Here is a 24,310-nt window from a genome sequence, read left to right as displayed (position 1 = left end):
GCACTTAGCAAGCGCACTTGTAACAGGAACCTCGCTTGATTGGGGCCCTGCCCGATTTGATCATCGGGAAAGCGTGCGCCTCACCTGTGATTTTAGTTCCACGTTTGCAAAAACAAAAAGTCAGCTTTTGCATTTGTAGTAAACGGTGAGGCGTTGGCTGTCCCCGGAGGCTGCTGGAACGCGTCGGAGAGCCCGGAAAGCATCGGAGGATAAGGCAGCGCAGGTTGGGTTCCCGCAGAATTACCAGATATTCACGCGCTCATTCGGCTCACGCCACATGCCGTCCCCCGCTGAAGTGCCGAAGGCCTCATGGAACTCATCGATGTTGCTGGCAATGACGTTGCAGCGGAACTCCGCCGGCGAGTGCGGGTCAATGGCAAGCAGCTGACGTGCAAACTCCGGACGAATCTTGGAACGCCAGACCAGTGCCCACTGCTTGAACAGGTCACGGTAGGTCTCGGGGGTGTCCTCCAACCCGAGTTCCTTTCCGCGGGCAGCGAGGAAACGGCGGAAAGCGACGACAGCAATACCAAGCCCGCCCAAGTCACCGATGTTCTCGCCCAGGGTAAAGCGACCGTTGACACCAGGTAGGTCAGTGCCCTCCTCGGCCTGCTCGCGCAGAGCCTGCGGAACCAGGCCCTCGTACTGATCCACCAGTGCGGAGGTCAGCTTCTCAAAAGCTGCGCGATCCTCATCGGTCCACCACTGGTGAAGGTTGCCGTGACCGTCATACTGCGAGCCCTGGTCATCGAAACCATGACCAATCTCATGGCCAATCACCGCACCGATACCGCCGAAGTTCTCCGCCGGGGAAGCGTCCGGTGAGAAGAACGGAGACTGCAAAATCGCAGCCGGGAACGTGATGTCATTGACCACTGGATTGTAGAAAGCATTGACCGTCTGCGGAGTGCCATGCCATTCATCGCGATTGGCCGGGGTGCCCAGCTTTGCCACCTCATAATCATGCGCAAAAGCGCTGGCAGCGCGAGCATTGTCCATCAGTGAATCCCCGAGCTCCATCGCCGAGTAGTCACGCCAACGCTCCGGGTAACCAATCTTGGCCTTAAACAGCGACAGCTTCTCCAGTGCCCGCTCCTGCGTCGCCTTCGTCATCCACGGCAGCTGCGAAATGCGCTCCCGGTACGCCGCCAGCAGGTAGTCCACCAGTTCCAGGACCTGCTCCTTGTACTCCGGAGGGAAATGCTTTTCCACATACAGCTTGCCGACGTCATGTCCAACCGCCCCGTCCGCAAAGGCAACACCACGCTTCCAGCGTGCACGCTGCTCGGTCGAACCCCGCAAGGTGCGGCCGTAGAAGTTAAAGCTCTCCGCAGAGAAGTCATCCGACAGGTAGGCGGCACGCTGGTGGAGGACGCGCCACAGTGCCCACAGGCGCAGATCTGCCAGGTCAGTGTCCTGCCACAGCTTGCTTAAGTGCTCGAAGTACGACGGCATCATCACCACGATGGTGTCGATGGCAGTCTGGTTCGTCTCATTGACACCGGTGGCCGCGAGCCACTCCGCGACCGGGAAGCCGGTGGGGAGGTCAGCAATGACCGTCTTGTTATAGGTCTTCAGTGCATCGCGGGTATCGACCACATTCCAGTGACCAGCGGCAATTCGCTTTTCAAAAGCCACGATGCGCGCCGCCGCAGCGGCCGGGTCCACCAACTCGAATGCAGCAAGCGCGGTGGAGAGGTCCCCCGCGCCGTCGTCATGCGAGGAGAGGAGCTTCAACATAGCGGCAACATGCTGTTCATAGGCAGCGAGGGTGTCGGCGTGACCCGGCTCGCGGTAGTAAGCCTCATCCGGGAGGCCGAGACCCGACTGCAACAGATAGAGAGCGTCCAGGTCCGAGCCAGAATCCTTCTCTACCCAGTACCCGAGCGCACCACCGACACCGAGACGGTCGAGGTGGCCGAGCGCCAACGCCAGCTCATGCGCGTTCTCGGCGGAGGCAATCATTTCTAGATCCTGCGCGAGAGGAGCTGCGCCGGCGTTATTAATAGCGGCTTCGTCCATAAAAGAGTTGTACAAGCGAGCGACGCGGGAATTCGGATCCGCATCGGCGGCAGTGGTGATGAGCTCGCGGACGTTTTCCTCCGCCTCATCCCTCAGCTTGTAAAAGGCGCCATCGATGGGGCGGTCAGCCGGGATGACGTGATTGCTAATCCACTCACCGTTGGTGGCCAAGTAGAGGTCATCCTGCGGGCGAGGAGTTGTTGAGAATTGGGGCGTTGCGGACTGGGTCTCAGTATTAGTGCTATTTGTCATGCCGCCAGTCTAGGGGCAAGGGCGGATTGAAGCTGTGACTGGAGGGGTGGAATAAGTTTAGGCTTACGAATGGGGCTGAAGTGGTTTAGGGGGTAAGGTGCAAACCATGAAATTTCTTCCACTTTCCGCGAACGCGGTGTTGAAGCGACGCCCGGGACGCGCCACTTTGGCAAGTATCGTGGCCGTTGCGCCGCTGACCTTGGGTGTTATTGCACCGGCAGACGCACAAACACAGGACGCATCTGCACACTCCAACCAGTCCGCTGCTGATTCCAAGGGGTCGCTCGACTTTTTGACTGTTCAGGAGTCGCAGGGCTCTGATGCCAACGGTTCGTCCACTAACTCTGAGTCGAGCGCTGAGTCTCAATCCACCGAGAATGCATCGTCTAACTCGGCTCGCACTGGCTTCAACATGGGGCCGACCGGCGTGGACGTCTCCAAGTGGCAGCGCCCAGGTGGCGTCGCGCTGAAATGGGACGAGGTCGCAGCCAGCGGCCAGAAGTTCGCTTTCATCAAGGCCACCGACGGTGTCGAAGGTGACCAGAAGTACTTCCTCGAGGACTCCATTGCTGCAGCGAAGGCCGGTCTGTACGTGGGCAGCTACCACAAGGCACACCCGGATCGCTCCGCAACCGCGCAGGCTGACCAGTACGTAGAAGCACTGCAGCAGCGCGATGAACAAATCTCCACAGACAAGACGCTACCGCCTGTGCTTGACATCGAGCTAGACAATGGCCTCAACCCAACCCAGCTGCAAAAGTGGACCAAGGACTTCCTCGAGCGCGTAGAGGAAAAGACCGGCGAAACCCCGATGATTTACACCTACCGTTGGTTCTGGCAGAACCCGATGGGTAACTCGACCGACTTCACCGACTACCCGCTGTGGCTCGCCGCCTACGAAGACAGCGCTCCGACCTCACTGCCGGGCGGTTGGGAGAGTATGGCCTTCTGGCAGCGTTCCTCCACCGGCCGCGTCGATGGCATCCCGACCAACGTGGACGAGGACGTCTTCAACGGCACCGAAACTGAGCTGCAGCAGCTGGCTGCTGCTCACTAGCAGGATGTTGTGGGGTCTGGGGTCGGGCTAAAACTTCGTCCGCCCCGCACGCCACGCAAGCAACGCAGGCAGGAGCTTGTCGACGTCGTCGACGACAATAAGCGCATCGAGAAGCTCCGGCCGCACAAAACCCGCATCCACAACGTTGCGGAGCAGAGCCAACAGCGGCTCCCAAAAGCCCGAAGGACCCAGCAACGCCACTGGCTTGGCATGAATCCCCAGGTGCTGCTGGGTCCACACTTCGAAGAACTCCTCCAGCGTGCCCGCGCCGCCGGGGAGCGCAACAAAAGCATCGCCAAGCTCATACATGCGCGACTTGCGGTCGGCCATAGTCGCAACAGTTTCCAGGTGAGTCAGCCGCGGATGGGCAATTTCCTTCTTGACCAGGACCTCGGGGATGACACCGGTGACACTGCCGCCGTCGTCAAGCGACGCGTTAGCAACCGTGCCCATAAGACCAATCGCCGCGCCCCCGTAGACGAGCTCCACCCGATTTTCCGCGAGTGTCTGGCCGAGGCGTTCGGCGGTGACGCGCCAGGCGGGATCGTTGCCGAAGCCGGAGCCGCAGAAGACAGTCAGTGACGACAGTGCGCGCTGTGGCTGCTCACGGCCAGCGGCAAGCTGGGGCAGCTCTTCGCGGAGCTTCGGCAGAGTGGTTTCGACCAGCATAGGGGCGATTTTCCCGGTCGGTAGCCAGGGGTCGAGCCAGCGGACCTCTTCAATTTCGGCGTGGGGCTGAACGTTCGCCAGCTCATCGGTGAACTCGCCGACATAGCGCACATGGTGGCCGACGACCTCGAAGCCCGCCTCGTTGGCGGCGGCCGCACGGGCGATATTCCACGGACGCAACAGCGATAGGTCGATGTCCACGCCGAGCTCCTCGGAGACCTCGCGCGCGGCGGTGACCTCCGGGTGATCGACGGACTCACCCGGCTCGAACTTGCCGCCGGGCAGCATGAACGTATCCGTGCCCCGCTTACGAACGCACAAAACCCGTCCCACCGGGTCAGTCACAACCATTGCGGCGACAACGATGGAACGGGTTTGTGCAGTCACTCGGGCTCCTTAGGTGAAGGAGGCACCGAGGCTCCTTTGCCTAGGGATCCTTCACAATCATCTTCCCGGGCGAGTATAGACCCGAGCGAGTGATATCTTCATACTCAATTTCGGCGACATCCGGCTTGACCTTGTCCTTATTCGGACGTGGCGAGAGCTTCTCGACGGAACCCCAGTCGCGGCGCCAGTCGTTCTTGAGGTAAGTCGGTACGGACGTAGCCTCATTCACAGCGTCGGAGAATCCGAGCGGACCACCGCCATCGACCGACTGCCAGACATCTGCACCGACGACCTTCAGGCCACGGTCCGGAGTGATGCGGTATTCCGGAAGCTCTGCGACACCTGCGTAGTGGTCGAACGGACGCTGGCACGGGAACTGGAAGGCAACCGGCCAGTCCGGGATAGTCGCAGTTTCCGGCGAAATGACATCAGTCATCGACTGCAGCTCGGCCAGGCGCGGCGGGGTCAGTGCCAGCCACTGATCCTCGGAGACGTCATTGTCCTCCGCGACCAGTCGCACAGCGGTCGCTCCCTCTGGGATCTCCTCGGTCAGGAAGCGCAGGTTACGCCAGGTCGGAGCAGGGCCGATATCAATCGGCTCCGACTCGGAGAGGACCTCGAAGCCATCCTCGTCGCCGCCCTTGCGACCGTACTCTGCCACCAGCTTGCGACCCTGCTGAGCCACACCGTTGATGTCGTGGTGGAAGATACGGCCGGCCGCCGATACGACGAGTAGCGGGTGGGCCTCGTCAATCTCAGGCAGCTGGAACCAGGAAGTTTCCAGGCTTGCAGGACGCTGAATGTCCTCGGAGTAGGAGCCAAGCACCGGCACCTTATCCGGATCCAAGCCAAATGGCAGCTCGACCTGCGAGCCGTTGACACCCTTGTCGGCGCGCTTGCCGCCGTCGGTGCCCGACGCGGAACCGCCCTCAACTGTGGCTTCCGGATCAGTAGATTGATCATCAGTGTCGGCAGTACTTGCCTGGCTCTGGCTGGTGTCCACAGCTTCGGCCTTCATATTTGACGGGACGCCGTTCGGGTCGAAGCCACGGTTCTTGCCGCCACCGCGCAACGATTCCGCTAGCGGCTTGCCATCGACGGTATTCAGGAAGCCATCGTTCGGATCGGTTTCCATCAGCACATCGCTCGCCATATTACATGTCTGACCAGCCAAGGAGCGGATATTGCCCGCGGCGACCGAGTATGCCGGGTACTGCGATACTGCGCCCTTGCCCAGTGAAGCCACCATGAACATCGTCACCAGCAGCGTCGTCACTGCAATCGGGGACGATGCAACTGCATTGATGCGGCGCGCGCGTGCCGACTTTTCCTGCGACTTCGGCTTGGTGCGGAACTCCTGGACGAAGTTCATTACGGCACCAGCCAGCAGCAGTAGCAAGGCTAGAGCCAATACTGCTGAACCCAGCTGGTGGCCGCGCAACTGAATAGTCTTGTCGAACCACGGCACACCGTAGGACGACACATACCACCAGCCGTTAATGCCCATCAGCGAGAAAGCGAGGATGAAGGTGATACCACCGGCAAAGAACAGCTGGTTGCGCGGGTTACCTGCTACCCAATGGCTAATGGCCATGGCGGCAAGTGCTGCCAGGGAAGCCGCGATGCCCGCGTATACGCCGAAGTGGTGCGTCCACTTTGTCGGCGTGAAGGTCAGGAAGAACATGGTGCCGATGAACATGAACACCAGGCGTGCCGACGGGCCGGCCAGAGCCCCCGGAACGGTGCGGTGACGAAGCAGCGCGGCAATCGTGATGGTCAAGCACGCCAGTGCAATCAGAACCGGGAAACGACGTGGGAAGGCGCCGTCGACCGACTGCAGCACCAGCCAGTAGTAGCGGACGTACTCGTTGTACCAAGGCTCCGACGGGCCGATGATGCTGCGGACGCGAATGGACTCGCGGACCGTGGCCAAAGTCTGGTCGCCGAAGACACCGACCAAGATGGCGGTGCCCGCAGCCAGGAACGGTGCAATCTGCATCAGTGGGGCCTGCCAACCACCACCGAGAGCCTTATGGCGCTCAACGACAATGCGCACCAGCATCGGGATGCCTGCGAGCAGGGCAGCAACTGCCATTAGGCCCGTTGGGCCCGAGCCCAGTGCCAGCGTGGCGATAACCACTGCGACTGCAGCTGGCAGCAGGCGTCGAGTCAGAATTGCGCGCTCGATGAATACCCAGGTCAGCAGGGATCCCAGCGCAATGACCGGCTCCGGGCGCAGTCCGTTGTTGTACGGCAGCCAGAAGGCCAACAGCACACCAGCAGCAGACCAGTAGGCCACCCGGCGCTGGGCAATCTTGTCGCCGAGGCGCGGGATAACCATTCGGGAGATAATGAACCACACCAGCAGTGCGGACAGCAGCGCCGGTAGTCGCATCCACAGAGATGAGGTGGACACCTTCACCATCAGCGACAGCAGGTCGTAGTAGGGGCTGCCGAACGGTGACTCAGGAGCGCCGAACCAACGGTAGTAGTTCGCCATGTAACCCGACTCGTCGGAGACGCGCGCCATGGTGAAGATGTAACCGTCATCGGAGGTGTTGCCACCGATGAAGTGCCAAACAACCAAAATCGTGCCGACCAGGATGTCCAGCGGAGTTGGCTTCAACGCACCGCGCTTGAACAGCGGAGTGAAGGGGGAACCATCAATACGGTCAATGCGAGCCAACGCGACCAGGGAAGCCAGCGTCAGAAGCAGACCCAAGTACATGACGATGTACTTCACCACTGTCGGGTGTGAGGTGTAGCGGGAGTCGATGTTCATGTGGACATCGAGTCCATCGGCTACGGCCTTGGCCGCGTCGCCGTCAGCGGGCAGGTCAGTGTAGATACCGGTGACCTGCGGACGGTAATCGCCGTGTGTGGTGGCGGTGAGCTTCTCACCATCTGAGTTCTTGGCGCCGTCGATGTTGACGGTGGTCTCATGCTCGTTTGAGCGGATCTCCAGGATCTTGCCCTTGTTGCTGGCAAGCTCCTTTTTATCCAGGCTCATCACCACGCTGTCGCGCAGAATGACGTCGAGGCCGTCCTTGCCCGAACGCACCATCAGACCCCGTTTGGTCGGCTTATCCGCGGTCGGGGGGATAGTCGACAACAGGGTTGTCCGCTTGTCGGAGAGTTCATCCGTCAGCGACAGAGGCAGATCGATGCTCAGATCCAACGGTGCCTGCGCCATAAGCGGTGCATCCACTGAGTTCAGTGTGTCGCGCTGAGGCCAAGACACGGAGGACTGAGTATTCACGACCGGGAGGAACGGTGTGATGACAAAGCAAATGAAACCGACGATTCCAGCGATAATCGCTGTCCAACGAGTCAGTGTCGTAGGAGAGGGGCCGTCCATAGGCGGTCTCTCCACGCGGTCGATGGTCACTTCGGGTGAGCCGTCGACACTTTCTTTGATTTCTTTAGTTTCGGCAGTCACAAGGAAAGATACTACGGTAATTGGCGTTTTTCTTTGAGTTTGCAACGCGAAAGTTACATCACAGTTTCCACATTAGTAACAGGAATCACGTTTATAGCAGGGGATAGCCGCCCAATACCTACTTGCCAATACCTACTTGCGAACCGCCACTACGAACGGGCCGACCTGGTTTAGCTCCCAGTGCTTCTCAAATGCAGAGCGGGCAAAATTCAGGCTCCGGAAGACCACATTCGGATTGTTCGGATAGATATCATCCGCGATGTCCAACGTCAGTGGAGCGGCATCCTCGCCATCAGATGTCTCAACCTCGCCCCGCAGCACAATGGCATCCGGTCCGCGCCACGGCGTTTCGTCCATTGCCTGCACGAGCTCATCGGGGTCGCGAATCTCCGACCATTCCTCCAATGCCTGATTACGGCGGTCGAACTCACCCAGAGGGTTAGCGTAGTGGCTGGTCAGCGCCTGGAATCCGTACCAGGGATAGAGTGCTTGGAAATTCTTCTCATCCGTCAGCACCACTGTCTGGGCCGGATCGAGCCCGGCCTCCTTCAGCGTTTGGTCCACCGCTGAGTACCACGCCCCGGCATTCGGTGGGAAGCGGTCCGCGCGCTCGCCGTTACCGTCGGTGTCGGTATGCGCCAAGTCGATGGCACCATGCAACTTATTCGGAATCGACTGCGCGTAGCCAATGCCCGCCAGCAGCAAGACTGCCGCCATTACCGCGGAGACACGCTTGGCAATGTGAGCTGGTGCCGCCTGCGGCCAATACTTCTCGATGCCGTTGAGACGGGCGTCGGCAAGCGCGACCACACCAGCCGCAATCAACATGAACGTAATCGGTGCGGTGAGGCGGAACCCCAGCAGCGTGCGTCCGAGCAGCGTCGCCACCATCGAGGCAACTACCCAGCCATAGAGCACCAGCGTGCCCAGGCCGAGCGCGCGGGCATCCGGCTCCGTGGCGCTGACCAGCATGCGCACGACGCCGATGAAACACAGCACACCGATTACGCTGGCGGCGAGCATCGGCAAAGGCAGCTGCGCGCCCTCCGGGGGCAGGTAGTGCGTCGCTGTCGCGCCCGAGCGCGGTGCCCCCGTCGCAACCGCCAGCATGTACGGACCCCACACCGTCGCCGCAATCAGCATCGACCCCACGCCCATAATGATCAGGCGCACTACGGGCATCCAAGAGCTTGACGACGTCCACGCGACCACGGCCAACACGACCACAATAAGCGCGCCTACGGCAGTGTAAAGAGTGTAGAAAGTCGCAGAAATACCCAGGAAGACGAGCACGCCAAACATGGCGGACCAGGCGCCGGTGAGACCGCGCCAGGCCATCACGGTCATCGCCGGAAGACCCATAGCAACGACTGCGGCGTAGGGCTCATCGGCGACAGTGGCCAGGGCGACGGCCGTGGTTGTCAGCGCAATGCCAGTGGCTACTGGCAGGGAGCCACTCAGGCGTTGCCACACCGGAACCAAAACACAGCCAGCAGCGGCGAGTGTCATCAACGCCCAGGGCTGGAAGACCTCCCAGCCGGCAATGCCCAGGATATTGGCCAGGCGTCCGCCCAGGAAGAACCAACCAGCGGGGTAGAAAGACGGGATGTCGATGTACGACATGTCATGCAGGCCAAGCTCCGCGGCCATCCTGGTGAGGTATTCAGTGCGGAACTCCTGGTCGACAGAAAGGCCGTCCAGCCACAGCCTGGTCGAGCCCAGCGGCAGGCCGACGGCAGAGACCACCAGAATGGCCGGTGACATGTAAGCCATCAGGTACGTCAACCACGTTAGCCACCGGGGGCGATTGTCTTTGCCCTTGGTGGCGAAGAAATACAGCAGGACGGTGGTGAGCGTCAGCGTGATGACAATCAGCGCTGTTGCGACCGCCCTGGTCAGCTGCGAGCCGCCGAAGGCCGGCAGCGACAGGCGGTGGAACACAAACCAGGACGCCAGAGCGATAACCGAACCGCCCACAAGCGCTGCGACCAGGTAGAGGAGGGCAGCCTTGAGGGAGAGCTGGTCATCATTGAAGATCTCGTAGCGATCTTCGTCGGTGAACTCGCCTGCGAGCCGGTTTGTGGAAAACTCTGTAGTTTCGTCAAAAGCTGGCGAAGCCTGTTGGGCTTCGCTGCATGATGAGGTGTCGGCCTGCTTGTCAACCATGCTTTTAAGTGTTGCACACGAACGTGAACGACCGGATACCTGCGACGTGGATATCGCTTTGAGGGACGAGTTCTTTAGAGTTTCACGGTAAGGTCTTTACGCGTCGCGAGAAGGAAAGCTCTCCAAAGGATTATTGAAGAACTGGCAAGCCCGATGACCAATCCCCACCACACCCCGTGAGGCCCTAGACCGATGGGAAAAGCAAGTACTAAAGCAGCTGGCAAACCTATAATCCAATAACCAGTGAGGGATGCCTTCAAACCAGTAGTGGTGTCGCTAATCCCGCGCAGGAGACCGATAGCTATGTTTTGTGCAGTATCGACAAATTCCATCACTGCGCCAATAGCCAACAACCCCAATGCGATGCTTAATGTCTCGGTGGCATTGGATTTCTCGGAGCTGTTTATAAATGGGGAAAGTACGAGGCGGGGAGCGCAAAGAAAGCTGACGGAAGCAACAGCAACGATGGCAGCCATCATCGTTTGAGTTCGAATGCCGACTTGGCGTGCAAGGGAGTTGTCATTCAGACCCCAAGCGCGACTCACAAGAATAGAGCTGCCGTGGGAGAACCCAACACCAATCTGGAAAACAATAAAGGTTATTTGATAGACGACGTTGTGCGCTGCGAGTGCTTCTGTGCCAAAGGATCCCATGACCATCGCCAGCACAGAAAACATGCCCGCTTCGGCTCCGTAGGTTGCTGAGACTGGAAGCCCCAGACGAAGCTGAGTGCGGACGAGGTGACGGAGCCTTCCGTGCATCGTGTCTCCGTCGGCACTCCAGAAATCGAGGGCAAGAAAAGTTGAGAGGTCGGGATCTCGGATGGTGATTCGCAGATAAATTAGGGCCGACAATAAATGAACCAGTGTGGTGGACAGTCCAATGCCTAGCAGACCCAATGCAGGAAACGGCCCGAATCCAAAACCGAGCGCGTAGTTCAACGCTGCATTCACTACGATCATCGCCACGGTTATGTGTAGTAGCGATTTTGGTTTGCCGAGGCCTACACAAAACTGACGGGAGACTTGGAACCACAAACAAGGAACAAGACCTGGCGCGAGCAACCACATCATGGAAGTGGCTGCGGAACTAATCTCAGCGGACTGGCCGAAAAATGGCAGCGCGTAGGCAATCCCGATTAGCACTAGTGCTCCCACGAGGCCACTGGCAGTTGCTAGGAACCAGCCGGTGCGTGAAAGATTGCGAATTTCGCCTTGCAACGTAGTAACAGATAGTTCAGAGTCCGCTCGTTCGCGAGATTTGCTTTCGTACAGCGCATGAGCCGACGCAATCCTATTGCCCAGTGGTGTTAATAGGCCCACAGCCATTGTGCGTACTTGGTTAAACCACACCACTGCCAAGCCTCCGCCAGCCAGAGCCTCGAGGCTAAGTTGACCCATCATGAGAGTGTCCGTGGTTGAGATTGCGATGTTCGCAAGCTGTGTGCCGGCGAGGGGAAGAGACATCGCCAAAAGCTGACGATTTAGGTTCTGTGAGGTAGTACCGGGCACTACTTTTCCTTCGACCATGAAATTCGTGTTGAACCTAGCGGAATTGAACTTTTCCCAGCGCGCAATGACGTAATTTGTGCCCAAATCTTGTCCTCGAGGGCGACATCGAGTAAACCACGTTCGGACATCCACTCATCGTTGAATACGGTATCTAGATACTTTTCCCCTCCATCGCACACCATGGTCAACGATGTAGAGCCAGCGGGAAAGCCCGGCAGGAGCTCGAGGGCTGCTATTACGGCTCCGCCAGCAGATCCTCCCAGTAGAAGCCCCATGTGCTTTCCGATTGTTCGGCATGCAGCGAAAGCTGCTTTGTCGGATACCTTTGCTCCGTAGTCGAGTAAGTCGTAGCGAACTGAAGTGCCGATAACTGCACCTTCGGGGGTGCCCGTTCCAGATTGCCAATAGTCGTGTCCAGGAGCACCGAATGCAATGGAACCTTCCGGTTCGACGCCTATAATAGTGGGACGGTGTCCCAATTGATGGAGACGTTCAGTAACTCCAAAGAGGCTTCCACCTGTGCCTACGGCACTAATGATATGAGTCGGACTTTCCCCAAGATCATTCAAAATTTCATCAGCTGCAGGGTAATAACCCATCGAGTTTGCGACATTGTCATGCTGCTTCATGAATACCCAGCCGTGTTGTTTGCCGAGCTCCTCAGCATGGTTTTCTCTAGCCGATGTGGCGAGCGAATCGTCATCTTGATTGGAAACGAAGCACATCTGTGCATTCATTGCACGCATGGAGTTCAATTTATCTTTACAAGAATGATTATCGACGACTGCTACGAAGTCGTATCCGCGCTCAAGTGCAAGAAGTGCTAAGCCCTGTCCAGTATTACCGGAAGTCGATTCAACGATAGTGCCATGCTCTTGAAGTCGGTTATCCTGCTCTGCCGCCTTAATCATCGACTGGGCCATCCGGATTTTCGCACTTCCAGTTGGGTTGAATTGCTCGAGCTTAAGCAAAACGCGACTTTTCTGGGGAGTACAGACAAGCTCGAACAGAGGAGTATTGCCAATGAGTTGAGACATCTGCGTATAAATTCTTCTTGGCATCTTTATTTGGCCTCTGTTCTAGCGATCTTCCGTGATGGTCATGGTGACAGGATTAAAGGCGTATTTCTGAGGAATCCGATATCCGTGGAAAGCAGACTCGTTCGAGTCCATTTGATACCCGGCTGTGTCGGGATAGACTAGGAAATCTCCAGGTCGAGGCCTGTCGGGGAGTTGAATCATTCTTTTGCTGAGATAATCGCTGTCTAAGCACGTTGATCCGGAAACTGCTGTTGCGGTAGCTACTCCCGAGTCGATAATGACTCCGTTACGCACAAGATATGGGTCCGGATAATACTCCGAGTTGAACCATTGCTCTGAGAGGCTGAGACTAGTTCCACGTACGACAGTTACTGTCCGTGCAGCATTGGGCAATGCGTGACACGAAAGAACAGGAAAGAAACTAGCACCCGCGAACTGGCATAAAGACCGTCCAGGCTCTGCCAAAATCTTTATGTTGTGACGATGAGCGCGCTGAGCCATGGAGTCCGAGCTGCGTCGAGTGGACTCCATATCTCGACGTGTCAGTGGGCGATGTTGATTAGCTATAAACCGTAGTGAGTATTGTCCGGATAAAGGTGATCCGAACGGATATTGGTCTTTAGGTTTATCCGAATCTATGAACATTTCGTTTTTTAGTCGAGATTGCAGGTTTCGCCAGACTCCATACTCGACTGAGCTTGTGGGAAATCCACCTCCAATGGAAATAGTGTCGGCCCGTGGAGACAGGGAGCGCGCCTTGAGTAGGGTGTCGATTGCCAGATGCGACATGTTTATCCTCTCGTGGAGGTCATAACCGTTGCAGTGGAAACTTAGGCCGGTAATTTCGATGTTGGCACGGCCTTGGCTAAGACGAGCGGTTAGAGACAAGGCGGTATCGATGCTCATACCAAACCGTGTGGAGGGGGTTTGGTTCGCAATCCGGAGAAGAACTCGGAGCTGATTAGGCGTATCGATTTCGTCGACAAATTGGGAAATTATTCTTGAATCTACTTCATTGGAAATAGTTAGAGTTGCATCGTGGCAAACTGCCAAATGGATAAGTTCTCGACTCGGTGTAGCACCAGTAATGATTAATTTATTTCCTGGTACACCAGCGGCCAGAGATGATTGGAACTCTTCGACGCTGGCGACATCGATTCCACTGTCGAAACCACGAAGAGCACTCAGTGCTATCTCGCGACTGAAGTGCGCGGACTTATTTGCCTTTTTGCCAAACCGGATACCGAATTTAATGCCGACTTCCTTAGCGGTTGTATGCCAGGCTGAAAGTGTTTGAGCAAATTGGTTTGGGCAAAGGACATGAAAAGGGGTGTCGGAAAGCTCAGCAATGAAGTCAAGTTTCCCTGAGCCAATCAGAGCCGTTTGCCAGCTTGGAACATCAATCTTGCATGATATGGCACTTACCACAGGGATATCTCCGTCCCGAATCCCTGCTTAAGACCTTCCTTGGCGAGGATTTGGCCGACAGCGATATCGGTTAGAACTAGTCCGCTGTTATAGCAAAACGTAGTTTCGTCAATACGAGGCAGTTTGCGCCCTTTGCGGAGCAAATCGGATAGTTCGGCATGGACATTCGGCAACCGACCATCGGTGTCAGCGTAATCGCGACCGGTAACATTCATCTGTTCGATACTCGTCGTGATGACTCTGCTCGCTTGATGACAGATATCAGGGGCGATTCCGTAGCCCACAACAACGACGGTTGCGTGCCGGGGAATATCGGATGCTGTGACAGTACAACGAGTCTCAGGTCCAGCGGCCCCGATAATGAGATCACAGTTTGAACTCACAGTTGTAGGATCGTCTACAATCTTGATTTTTATTTTTCGGCCAAGCTTCACTGCTGCTGTTGATGCAATCTTGGCGCCTTTCTCTAGTCCCACGCTGTGGCTGCCGGCGAGATAAATCGTGTTTAATGTTTCAAAGGTTTCAAGGAGAAAAGGGGCTGCGTTTTGTCCTTGGGTTCCCGAACCGATGATGAGAGCGCTCTGAGGAATTGCACCAGCATACTGTGCCAATAGCGCTGAGACTGCCGGGGTTCTGAGAGTTCCTGCCGCAGCGCCGTCGAGAAGTGCAATAGGATATCCGCTGGAATCGTCGTACAGTGTGAGGGTCGTGTAATAGCTTCTATCCCTGGCGCTTTGTTGGTGAGTTTTGCTCCAATGGGTATAGGAAGTCTTGAATCCGACGGAATTTGAAGAACGACTTCTGCCGACCATCGAGTAACTCACGCTTTCAGGTACTTCAACTTTGATTTTCCCTGGGCACAGAGTTCCTGGCTGGTCGAGCTCGATGAGAGCGGATTTCACCGACTCGAGTACGGACTCGGGTGAAATTTTTATTTGAGCTAATTCTGATCTGCTGAGGACGGTCAGGTTAGTTCGCTGTTTCATAGGATTTCACCATCCATAAATCGGATGTGTTGGCCGTAGCCGGGTTCGTTGATTTCATTGATGGGGCGTGTGTTTTTGGTTCCCATAATGTTGATGCGTAGCATCCAGCGGTCGGTCCCGTCGTAGTTGGCTACGAAAGGTACTCGTCCGTGGGCGCATCGGTCATTGTTGATGATGACCATCTGACCTGGCTTTATAGGCACCGTATAGGTGACAGTGTGAAGAGCCTGTTGAAGCTTCTCAAATGCCTCCCACCACTGTAAGGTTCCAGAATTTTTGTCTGTGTAGGCGGGGTCAAACCTCATGCCTAAATTGCCATCAGTTTTCCAGATTGATGTCATGGCAGTAGGAGCTGCATATTCGTAATCACCGTAAGATGCATCTGGAATAATGATGGCTCCGTCCCCGGTTAGAATTTTTTTCGAATCTACATCGAGTAGATGCCATGCTTCATCGATGGGGGCCAGCGTAGTGCCGACATTTTTGGGGTTACGAAGACCAAATAAAGCGAAGTGCGTCGCGCGCCGCGGATGAAAAGCATCTTCTGTGTGCAGGGTCAATGTGGTGTTGCTGCTGGCGCCAACTTGCTGGTTCTCCTGGCCGCGGGTCGGCACCAAGTCTGTGGTGATACGGCCTTTCTGCTGTCCGAACCATCCGAATGGGCGACCGACAGCGCTAGCGATGATCGCAAGAACGAATCTCCAGGTTCGGACCTTGCCAACGCATTCCTGCCACGTGGCTGGGGTAGGTCCGTGAACTGCAGGGAAGGGAAGTCCATGGATGGAAGTGGCATGGGCAGTAGGGGAGAGCAGAATTAGTTCTTTCAGTTCCTCCAGCTCATCAGTCAAAAGATGATTGATGGCATTGTACGAGTCGGGAGAGCTAATCTTCTGTGTCGCAGCCAGTTCGTCGGCAGCTTTAACGATCCTGTGTGAGAGTTCTTGGCTCAGGTGCAAATGCTGCATGACAGAGAGATTAGGTGAGGGTAGCCTATGCTGTAAAGGGTGGCCTAGGTAATTATTCTTAAAAGAATTTCGTTAGTAGGCTTGCCTAAGCTTTACTGCTGCTGTAGTTGTTAGCTATGTCTTTTCTCCTGTGGGCAGTCTTTCTTAGAGATTAAGGAACCATCATGACCAATTTTTCTCGACGCCAATTCCTCGCTGCAATGGCAGTTATTGGGACAGGCACTTTTCTGACGGCGTGTACGTCACGAGAGTCGACGGCAGGGGATGGGGCTGCCAGTGGGGATGAAGTCGAAAACGTTAATGTGCTGCGTGTTGGGGCTCTCGGGAAAGCGGCAAGCGCTCAACGAGACCCTTACCAGCTTTTGCCTAATGATTCAGATATGCTTATTAGCTCCCTGATCTGGGAGGCTCTGACGGTGCCGGGCGAGAAAGAAACTGTAGTGCCACGCCTGATGCAGGAATGGAAACAGAATAATCCGACTGAGTGGGAATTTATGATTGCCGACGGTGCTACCTTCCATGATGGTTCCTCGGTCACATCTGAAGATGTCGTGTGGTCGTTGAAGAAGATGCTTTCGGATGAGGAAAACTCATTCCGGCTTCCAGTGATGCCTGATAGCATTCGTGCTGCTGGAGCCAACGTCGTTGTGATGGAAACTGCGGAACCGAATTCACAGCTTCCGATGCTTGCGCGATTGATGACCTTCGTGATGAAGAAGGGTTCCTCTGCTGAAAAGCCCATTGGATCGGGGCCGTTCCAGCTGGTCAGTTGGGAAAATGGTTCTGCTAAGCTCAAGCGTTTCGATAACTATCACGGAACAGTAGCAGGAGTTGCTGAGGTCCATGTCATTCCATTTGAAGACTCCACCGCAATGACTAATGCGCTGTTGTCCGGGCAAATTGACTTAGCTCAAGCTGCGGGTCCTATTGCGGCCCGATCCGTCGAAGGAAATGAAGATATAAAGATTGTGCGCCGGATGAATGACTCGGTTATTCCACTAATCATGCGTACCTCAGATGGGCCTTTCTCAGATGTGAAAGTTCGTCAGGCGCTGCGCCTTGCAGTTGATCGGGAGCAAATCATCCAACGAGCTCTCTCCGGTTATGGAACCCCTGCAAACGACATTCTTGGAACGGCAGATTCGAACCTGGATTCTTCGTTAGTGCGTAAGCGTGACGTTGTGAAAGCGAAGAATCTCCTCCAAGAGGCAGATTTTGACCTTGAGAAAACGTATGACTTGTACGTTACCCCTGAGGCTCCGGGTCAAGTAGAGGCGATGAAGGTTATCGCTGATCAGGTGAAAGAAATCGGCATGACTCTCAATGTAGTGGAGCAGGATTCGGGTACTTTCTACGACGAGACATGGACCAAGGCAGACCTATATTGTGGCTATTGGGGAACTAATGATTCTGTGCTCTTCTTCGCTGGGAAGGTTCTCGACGGTGACGCGGCCTCTAATGAGACCGCATTTGATGATGCTGAATTCAACGAGATCTATGACCAGGTACTGGAAAGCACCGATACTGAGAGAATTAACCAGCTAAGCCGCCAGCTGCAGAAGATTGAGTTCGAGCGATCCGGGTATCTGGTCTGGGGTGCATCTGACGGAGTCGATATTGCGAGAGCTAATTTGAGTGGTCTGCCTAAGGCTCCAGGCTATGGTCGTGTCCTTCTTGAAACCGTCCAGAAGGCTTAGTGTGCCAGCGGAAATCGCGCGTTGGCTTATTCCTCGGCTGATAATTCGTGGAGGCTTACTTTTCGCAGTTCTCGGACTTGTTTTTGTAGCGATTGATTGGCTGCCCGGTAATGCTGCCTCCGCAATCTTGGGCGCAAACCGGACCCCGGAAGCTCTGGCAGCGCTAGAAAGAAACCTGAATCTTGATAAGCCGCTTATGGCCCGCTTCCTGAGCTGGCTGGGAAGTGCGTTTGCGGGCGACTTTGGTACTTCCGTAAACGGAGTACCGATTATTAATCTGCTGAGTTCAGCGCTGCCTGTGACGCTGGCAACAACTGGTATGGCATTTTTAGTCACTGCTGTTCTTTCGGTAGCAATCGCCATTTTTTGGGCTTCACGTGCTGAAAGACCCTGGATTTCGCACATTATTGACCGATCGACAGTGGCATTAATTGCGCTACCAGAGTTTGTCGTTGGTGTGTTTCTGGTAGCGGTATTCTCTCTCTGGCTTGGTTGGTTTCCCGCGGTCACTATAACCGCGGAAGGCTTGCCAACCCAGATAAGTATGTACGCATTACCGGTTATGGCGCTGGTAATTCCTCAGGCGGCCTGGAATTCGAGAATGCTTTTCGCAGCGTTCGAGGATGCTTCTCACAACACTGCGGTCCGCAATGCTGAGCTAAACGGAATCGTGGGAAATCAGCTGGCACTTCGACATATCCTGCCGCTATCCGCACCGACATTTGCTACTTCAATGGCTACAACAGCAGGTGTTTTGGTAGCAGGGACAGTCACAGTCGAAGCGTTATTTAACCATCCTGGAGTGGGGCTTTTGGTGTCTAATGCAGTCGCGCAACGGGATATCTCGGTGATTCTTGCCGTACTTGCTGTAACAGGGGCGATCATATTGGTGTTTCTGACTGTGGCAGATGCAATAAAAGTCGCATTCACCCCGAAGGTGCAACTATGATTCGAAGGTTTTTAGCGGGGGCCTTTATCGCCCTAGTGTTAGGCGGACCGGTCGCTGCTGGTTTGTTTGGCATTGAACTGTCGGCGCATGGCGTGCCCTTCGCTAACGGTAACGAGGAGGGTTTCCTAGGAACAGAACACCTGGGGAGAAGCGTGGGCGCTGCAGTGCTTGTCGGTGGCCGGTCCTTGGTCGTAACTGCAATTATCGTCGGTTCTTTGACCACGGCATTTGGCGCTCTATTCGGTATCTTGGGGTCGCTAAAGCCAAAACTGGGCTTCTTTATTGAAGCAGTGGCGGATGTCACCATCTTGGTGCCCGCAGTAATTCTTTTGCTTTTAACCGCTGTGTTATATCCCAATGGAGGATTGCCTTTACTTATCAGCGTTTCTGTCGCAGTCGGTACTCCATACGCCGCCCGCGTAGTCGCTGCCGCAACCTATCCCGTTGCTAGCGCTGGCTATGTTCAGGCTGCACAGGGCAGTGGCGCAACGACCGTCTCGATAATTTTTCGGGACATCATTCCCAATATTTCGGCTGTACTTCGTTCGGTGTGGAGTCTTCGCATTATCGAGGCACTGTATGTTCTGGCAACAGCGAGTTTCCTTGGGGTCGGGAGAAGTTTAGGTGAATTCGCTTGGTCAGCGATGGTGCGTGACAACGCAAGCGGAATATCTCTTAACCCGTGGTCAGTGCTTGCACCGGCTGCTGCATTGGCTGCGACATCGATTGCTGTAGTGGCACTAATTAATGGGGACCAGAAGGAATTGAAGGATGTGTCTATCTCGTGATTGATGTAGATATTTCCGTGAGGCAAGGTCGGCACGTTATCCTACCCCGCACAATGCTCACTGCCCGCGCAGGCGAAGTTACGGTATTAACAGGAGAGAGCGGTTCTGGAAAGACCTCACTTTTAAAGGCATTGATCGGTGCGGTGCCGGAGAAATCAGAAGTATTTGGCGCGATCTCTGTCGAATCCAATGAATGCCGAGTTTTAAACCCGTTGGAGTTGTCAGAAACTGAACTAGCCCGTTTTCGCCGTGAACATATTGCTTTCGTAGGGCAGGATCCGGGTGCTGAGCTGCCGCCATTGATGTCAGTAGCCCGGTTGCTCCGGGAGTTGGCCCCAGGCACCGACGTTGCAGCGTTGTTGCGACGTGTAGATCTCCCCGCCAGCATTGCTTCCCGGCGGATTCACCAGCTGTCCGGTGGGCAGCAGCGGCGGGTGGCATTAGCTCGGGCGCTATCACGTTCGTCTAAAGCAATTGTTCTCGATGAGCCGTTCGCTGGCCTCGATTCCGGTACATCGACGGTTATCGCTCATCTGCTCAGGGACATTGCGGATAGCGGTGTTACGGTCATCTTCACCGCTCACCAGGTTCCTAAGCTCGCGATTGGCATTGACAAAGTCGCGGTTGTCGGGAATGGAATCGAAGAAAACGGTTCGAAATGCCAGATTGCGGAACGCCAGAGTGCAGGGACGAAGACTGATCAAATCCTGCATTTGGTAACGAAAGATACCCAGGTCACAGAACTATCCAAAGCCTCGATCGGTGAATCTATGCCGGGGGCGGGGGCAGGGGCGGGCGCGTCTCCAGTCTTAAGAGTTTCCAACCTGAGCTGCGTGAATAATGAACGCGTGACTCTTTTTCAGGGCCTCTCTTTCGCTGTACAGCGTGGCACTATGGTTGGGGTCAAGGGACCGTCGGGAAGCGGAAAGTCGACACTACTTCGGTGCCTAATCGGGCTAAACCACGCAGAGTCGGGTGAGATTGAAATCGCTGGTGTAACTCGTGAAGCTAAGCGTACATGGCCACGGAAGAATCGTTTGATGATGCAGATAGTTCCGCAGGATCCTGCCTCTACGTTGAACCCGAAAATGACCGCGCTCGATGCCGTAGCGCGTGCAGCCCGGGTGTCGGTAAGGGGACGCCGTGACGCACGCCGAGCGGCAATAGATTTGCTCGATAAAGTCGGTATCGATAAGCAGCTCGCACAGCGTAAGCCAAGTGGACTCTCTGGAGGGCAGAGGCAGCGTGTTGCAATCGCACGTGCTCTAGCCGTGCGCCCAAAGCTCCTGCTCTGCGATGAAATTACCTCGGCGCTTGATTATCAAGCAGCGACCAAAGTGATGAGCGTTCTGCAAGAACTCAACAGCGAGGGAATGGGCATAGTTCTAGTCAGTCACGATGATGAGCTGCTGCAATCGTATTGCTCCACGGTTATCCCAATTGGAACTGCAGCTGTGGGTTGAGACCAATACACGCTTGGTTGTCTGAGCCCAGGCGCTAAAAGTGGGGTCAAGGATGAAAAGGGGGCCTAAGTGCAAGAAACTCTCAAGTTTCTTGCACTTCTCGCCCTCCTCAGAAAACAGCCCTGGGGTTTTATCGAAACGGATGCAAGAAACTTGAGAGTCAGCGCGGAAATACCCTGTAAAGCTCTGCTGTTCGAGTCTTAAATCGGCAGCTTCTTGAAGATCGGGCGCGGGATGTGCTTCAGCACCATCATCACTAGCTGGAATGCCGGCGGAGCCCAGACCAGGGTCTTACCGGCCTCGACGGATTTCACTGCGAGCTTGGCGACATCTTCCTTGTTCACGGTCAACGGAGCCTCGTCCACGTCAGCGGACATACGGGTACGGACCTGACCAGGGCGGATAACCAGGGTCTTGACACCGTACTCCTCCAGGGCCTCACCCAGGTTCAGGTAGAAACCATCCAGACCGGCCTTGGTGGAACCGTAGACAAAGTTGGAGCGACGCACGCGCTCACCAGCAACGGAGGACATGGCAATGAACTGACCATGGCCCTGCGCCTTGAACTTCTGACCAACCAGAACACCCATAGACACCGCGCCGGTGTAGTTGATGTTCGCAGCCAGGACGGCCTTGCGCTGGTTCTGCCAGAGCTCCTCGGCGTCGCCAAGCATGCCGAACGCGACGATGCAGATGTCCACGTCGCCGTCGGCAAATGCCTTATCGACGACCTCCGGGTGGGAGTCGAAGTCCGTTGCGTCGAAGTCGAGGGTGACCACCTCGGAAGCGCCGGCGGCCTTCATCTTCTCGGCGGAGGCTTCGCGCAGGGGGTCGTTTGGCAGGGAAGCCAGGATGACCTTGGCCGAGCCCTTCTTCAGGAACTCGGCGGTGATCGCCAGACCGATTTCACTGGTGCCGCCGAGCAGCAGGATGGACTGGGCAGCGCCTACAGCATTAATCATTGGGGCTTAAATCCTCTCGGTTGTCTTAGTGCAGTTCCAGTCGACGCGACATGTCAGAGGCGAAGACACCGTGCGGGTCGATCTCATTGCGGGTGTCCAGCCAGCTCTGCATCTCGGGGTACATCTGGTGGAAGTTAGCGGCGGAAGTGCGCGACTCCTTAGCCAAGTAGAGGCGGCCGCCGAACTCCATGACGCGGCGGTCGAGGTCGTCCAGGAACTGGCCGAGACCCGGCTTAATCGGGAAGTCCACGCAGACGTTCCAACCTGGCATCGGGTAGGACAGCGGAGCGCGGTTACCCTCGCCGAACAGCTTGAACACATTCAGTGCCGAGTAGTGGCCGGAGCGCTGGATATCGCGGACAATCTCCTTGAACGGCTCGACGGCCTCGCGCGGAACAACGAACTGGTACTGCAGGAAGCCCTTGGAGCCATAGCCGCGGTTCCACTCACCGATGAGATCCAGCGGCTGGTAGAACTGCGTGAGGTTCTGCACCTGGTTCCGGTAGGTACCGGACTTCAGCCACCACAGCTCACCAATGCTGATCATGGTCAGCTTGTTCATGGTGAAGGACGGGAAGATATCCGGCACGGTCACCAGCTGCGGAGCGTTGAACTTCAGCGGGTCCTTGGCCAGCTTCGGGGCGTATTCCTCCAGCTGAGCCAGGGTTGCCAGCGAACCGCGGGAGATTGCGGCGCGTCCCAGCTTCGGCTCCGGCGAGATGGCATCGAACCACGCGGAGGAGTAAGTGAAGTTTTCCTCGGAGCCATCGGAGTGGAACTCGATGGTCTCGTCCAGAGTGTGGGTCATGTCGCCATCGGCGATGAAGTAGGCCGTCTCGGTCTTGGTCATCTTGATCCGAGCGCGGACAATAATGCCGGTCAGGCCCATGCCGCCGACAGTTGCCCAGAACAGCTTGCCGTCCGGATCATCTGCGGAGCCCTCCGGCTCGAGGTGCAGGATACGGCCATCAGCGACCAGCAGCTCCATCGACAGCACATGGTTGCCGAAAGAACCTGCGGAGTGGTGGTTCTTACCGTGAATATCCGGACCAATGGCACCACCGATGGTGACCTGGCGAGTACCCGGCAGTACCGGCACCCACAGGCCGTAGGGCAGCGCGGCCTTCATCAGCTGATCCAGTGTGACACCGCCGTCGACATCAACAATCGCCGACTCCTGGTCAATGGAGTGGATCTTGTTGAGCTTCTGCATGTCGATGACCAGACCGCCCGAGTTCTGGGCGGGGTCGCCGTAAGAGCGGCCCATACCGCGGGCAATCACACCGCGGCGCAGGTGGGCAGGCTTGTCGGAGTTCTGGTCTGCGACAGCCTTGACGGCGTTAACGATTTCATCCAAGTCCGGCGTCGACAGCACCTGGGACTTAGCGGGGGCGGTACGACCCCAACCGGTCAGGGTCCTGGCTTCTGTGTGTACGGCTCCGTAGGCACCGTTCGAAGCATCGGTGCTGGACTTGCCGTTAGTGTTAGTGGACATCAAGGCTAGGCTACCCCTTTGCACCGGCTCCGTCGCCCGTGACGCTCCGAGGTGTTGGTCACGCTTGAGGCCGCGCACGGGCCGTCGGAAAGCGAACGAAATGTACGGAGAGGCTATAGATCCATAATTTTTCGGATCTCTTCCGGCAGCATCTCCTGCGAGGTGATCTGCGGGCCGTCGTAGGCCTCGAGTACGCGGTAGACCTGTGCGCGCTCTGTGCTGTCGAGGATGGGCAGTTCCTCGGCGAACAGCATGACCATCTGGTTCGACAGCGGGGTATTGGTGTACTCGGCGGCCATGTTGATGGTTTCGCGCGGCTTCTTCTTAAAAAAGTCGAACATGCGATACAGGCTACCCCGCTTCGAATCCGCCACTCGCGATACCATCAACCTCATGACGTCCACGCCCGCTGCTACTCCGCAGACCCTTGCCGTATGTAGTTCCACATCGCCCGTTGTCATTTGGCATGTGGAGCTCTCGCCGTCCTTTGCAGGCGAGAGGTTGTCGGGTGCATGGCTGGTGGATCCGCTTGACGACGGAGCCCTGGAGACCGCCACCAATCTGCTCACCGGTTGCTTTGTTGCAACTGTGACCGCGGGCGATGGTGACGGTGACGCTGCGGCAGAGAGCGCTGAGGGTGCTGAGGGTGCGGACTTGCTATCGCAAGCGATTGAGCAGGCGGGGGCCACGGTGATTGACCTGCCGGCATCCGTGGCCGGCATTCGTGACCACATCGGACAGCTGCGCGCCGCCGCGAAGGAAGAGAAGGCCAAGCCCGGCAAGGGAAATCTGACGGAGCCGCGGTTTCCCAAGGTCAACGACGTGGAGGTTATTGATTTTCCGCATGTTGGCGAAAAGGTCGCAGGGCCGGTGCTGGGGCTTGCCCGCGGGGTAGAAGAGCTGGTGGCGCAGTGGACCGCGGTGGAGTCGCAGCGCCTGCGTCGCAAGTACTTGGTAGAGCCGTGGGGTGCGGAGCCGCGCCAGATTCCGCTGGTAAAAACGCGCGCATTGTAGCGAGTTTTTGCCATCCAGGC

General features: G+C 56.5%; 18 protein-coding genes. 6 read left to right on the top strand and 12 right to left on the bottom strand.

Features of this window, described 5'->3' with window-relative positions:
- Positions 1-240 precede the first annotated feature (240 nt).
- Entirely contained in the window at positions 241-2,274 is a 2,034-nt protein-coding gene (locus tag HMPREF2857_RS03340) for a M13 family metallopeptidase (RefSeq protein ID WP_070642730.1), read from the bottom strand.
- A 106-nt stretch (positions 2,275-2,380) separates the two neighbouring features.
- Here HMPREF2857_RS03340 and HMPREF2857_RS03335 point away from each other — a divergent pair, with 106 nt between their 5' ends.
- Complete coding sequence (locus HMPREF2857_RS03335; protein ID WP_070642728.1) at positions 2,381-3,331, top strand: glycoside hydrolase family 25 protein; 951 nt, start codon at positions 2,381-2,383, stop codon at positions 3,329-3,331.
- Positions 3,332-3,358: 27 nt separating this feature from the next.
- Here the strand turns inward: HMPREF2857_RS03335 and HMPREF2857_RS03330 are convergent, their stop codons facing one another.
- The 8 genes from HMPREF2857_RS03330 to HMPREF2857_RS03300 form a co-directional block, all read right to left on the bottom strand.
- Positions 3,359-4,387, bottom strand: coding sequence for a TIGR00730 family Rossman fold protein (locus tag HMPREF2857_RS03330; RefSeq protein WP_070642727.1), 1,029 nt, complete (start codon positions 4,385-4,387; stop codon positions 3,359-3,361).
- A 40-nt stretch (positions 4,388-4,427) separates the two neighbouring features.
- Positions 4,428-7,826: an arabinosyltransferase domain-containing protein gene (locus HMPREF2857_RS03325; protein WP_070642725.1), complete on the bottom strand. Its 3,399-nt coding sequence runs from the start codon at positions 7,824-7,826 to the stop codon at positions 4,428-4,430.
- A gap of 132 nt (positions 7,827-7,958) precedes the next feature.
- A complete protein-coding gene (locus tag HMPREF2857_RS03320) occupies positions 7,959-9,992 on the bottom strand; it encodes a galactan 5-O-arabinofuranosyltransferase (protein ID WP_070642724.1) in 2,034 nt (677 codons plus the stop codon).
- A 74-nt stretch (positions 9,993-10,066) separates the two neighbouring features.
- On the bottom strand, positions 10,067-11,521 hold the full coding sequence (locus tag HMPREF2857_RS03315) for an MATE family efflux transporter (RefSeq protein WP_070602246.1): 1,455 nt from the start codon (positions 11,519-11,521) through the stop codon (positions 10,067-10,069).
- Entirely contained in the window at positions 11,503-12,564 is a 1,062-nt protein-coding gene (locus HMPREF2857_RS03310; RefSeq protein WP_070602248.1) for a PLP-dependent cysteine synthase family protein, read from the bottom strand. The genes HMPREF2857_RS03315 and HMPREF2857_RS03310 overlap by 19 nt, the downstream gene beginning before the upstream one ends.
- Before the next feature lie 18 nt (positions 12,565-12,582).
- The gene (locus HMPREF2857_RS10865; protein WP_083310491.1) at positions 12,583-13,971 is read right to left on the bottom strand and encodes an alanine racemase; all 1,389 of its coding nucleotides are present in this window, start codon (positions 13,969-13,971) and stop codon (positions 12,583-12,585) included.
- Positions 13,965-14,957, bottom strand: a complete 993-nt coding sequence (locus HMPREF2857_RS03305; protein ID WP_070429116.1) for an ornithine cyclodeaminase — start codon at positions 14,955-14,957, stop codon at positions 13,965-13,967. Before HMPREF2857_RS03305 ends, HMPREF2857_RS10865 begins: the two co-directional genes overlap by 7 nt.
- The gene (locus HMPREF2857_RS03300) at positions 14,954-15,922 is read right to left on the bottom strand and encodes a TauD/TfdA family dioxygenase (RefSeq protein WP_070602250.1); all 969 of its coding nucleotides are present in this window, start codon (positions 15,920-15,922) and stop codon (positions 14,954-14,956) included. The genes HMPREF2857_RS03305 and HMPREF2857_RS03300 overlap by 4 nt, the downstream gene beginning before the upstream one ends.
- 164 nt (positions 15,923-16,086) lie before the next feature.
- On the opposite strand from HMPREF2857_RS03300, the gene HMPREF2857_RS03295 reads away from it, so the two are divergent.
- The 4 genes from HMPREF2857_RS03295 to HMPREF2857_RS03280 are packed head-to-tail and all read left to right on the top strand — an operon-like array spanning position 16,087 to position 20,819.
- The gene (locus HMPREF2857_RS03295) at positions 16,087-17,619 is read left to right on the top strand and encodes an ABC transporter substrate-binding protein (protein WP_035010183.1); all 1,533 of its coding nucleotides are present in this window, start codon (positions 16,087-16,089) and stop codon (positions 17,617-17,619) included.
- A 1-nt stretch (position 17,620) separates the two neighbouring features.
- The gene (locus HMPREF2857_RS03290) at positions 17,621-18,568 is read left to right on the top strand and encodes an ABC transporter permease (RefSeq protein ID WP_070602252.1); all 948 of its coding nucleotides are present in this window, start codon (positions 17,621-17,623) and stop codon (positions 18,566-18,568) included.
- Positions 18,565-19,356, top strand: coding sequence for an ABC transporter permease subunit (locus tag HMPREF2857_RS03285; protein WP_070642723.1), 792 nt, complete (start codon positions 18,565-18,567; stop codon positions 19,354-19,356). Before HMPREF2857_RS03290 ends, HMPREF2857_RS03285 begins: the two co-directional genes overlap by 4 nt.
- Positions 19,353-20,819 carry an ABC transporter ATP-binding protein gene (locus tag HMPREF2857_RS03280; RefSeq protein WP_246819595.1) on the top strand — a complete coding sequence of 489 codons (1,467 nt, stop codon included), beginning with the start codon at positions 19,353-19,355 and terminating at the stop codon, positions 20,817-20,819. Before HMPREF2857_RS03285 ends, HMPREF2857_RS03280 begins: the two co-directional genes overlap by 4 nt.
- Before the next feature lie 200 nt (positions 20,820-21,019).
- Here HMPREF2857_RS03280 and HMPREF2857_RS03275 read toward each other — a convergent pair whose 3' ends face one another.
- The 3 genes from HMPREF2857_RS03275 to HMPREF2857_RS03265 form a co-directional block, all read right to left on the bottom strand.
- Entirely contained in the window at positions 21,020-21,781 is a 762-nt protein-coding gene (locus HMPREF2857_RS03275; protein WP_070642719.1) for a decaprenylphospho-beta-D-erythro-pentofuranosid-2-ulose 2-reductase, read from the bottom strand.
- A gap of 25 nt (positions 21,782-21,806) precedes the next feature.
- Positions 21,807-23,276: a decaprenylphosphoryl-beta-D-ribose oxidase gene (locus tag HMPREF2857_RS03270; RefSeq protein WP_005510894.1), complete on the bottom strand. Its 1,470-nt coding sequence runs from the start codon at positions 23,274-23,276 to the stop codon at positions 21,807-21,809.
- 113 nt (positions 23,277-23,389) lie between these two features.
- A complete protein-coding gene (locus tag HMPREF2857_RS03265; RefSeq protein ID WP_070607249.1) occupies positions 23,390-23,617 on the bottom strand; it encodes a hypothetical protein in 228 nt (75 codons plus the stop codon).
- A gap of 52 nt (positions 23,618-23,669) precedes the next feature.
- On the opposite strand from HMPREF2857_RS03265, the gene HMPREF2857_RS03260 reads away from it, so the two are divergent.
- Positions 23,670-24,290, top strand: coding sequence for a hypothetical protein (locus tag HMPREF2857_RS03260; RefSeq protein ID WP_246819594.1), 621 nt, complete (start codon positions 23,670-23,672; stop codon positions 24,288-24,290).
- The last annotated feature ends 20 nt before the right edge of the window (positions 24,291-24,310 follow it).

This window comes from Corynebacterium sp. HMSC076C10, assembly GCF_001812455.1.
GTDB classification, from domain to species: Bacteria; Actinomycetota; Actinomycetes; order Mycobacteriales; family Mycobacteriaceae; genus Corynebacterium; species Corynebacterium jeikeium_D.
Note: the sequence above shows the minus strand (reverse complement) of the source record. Positions and strands in the feature narration are given on the sequence as shown.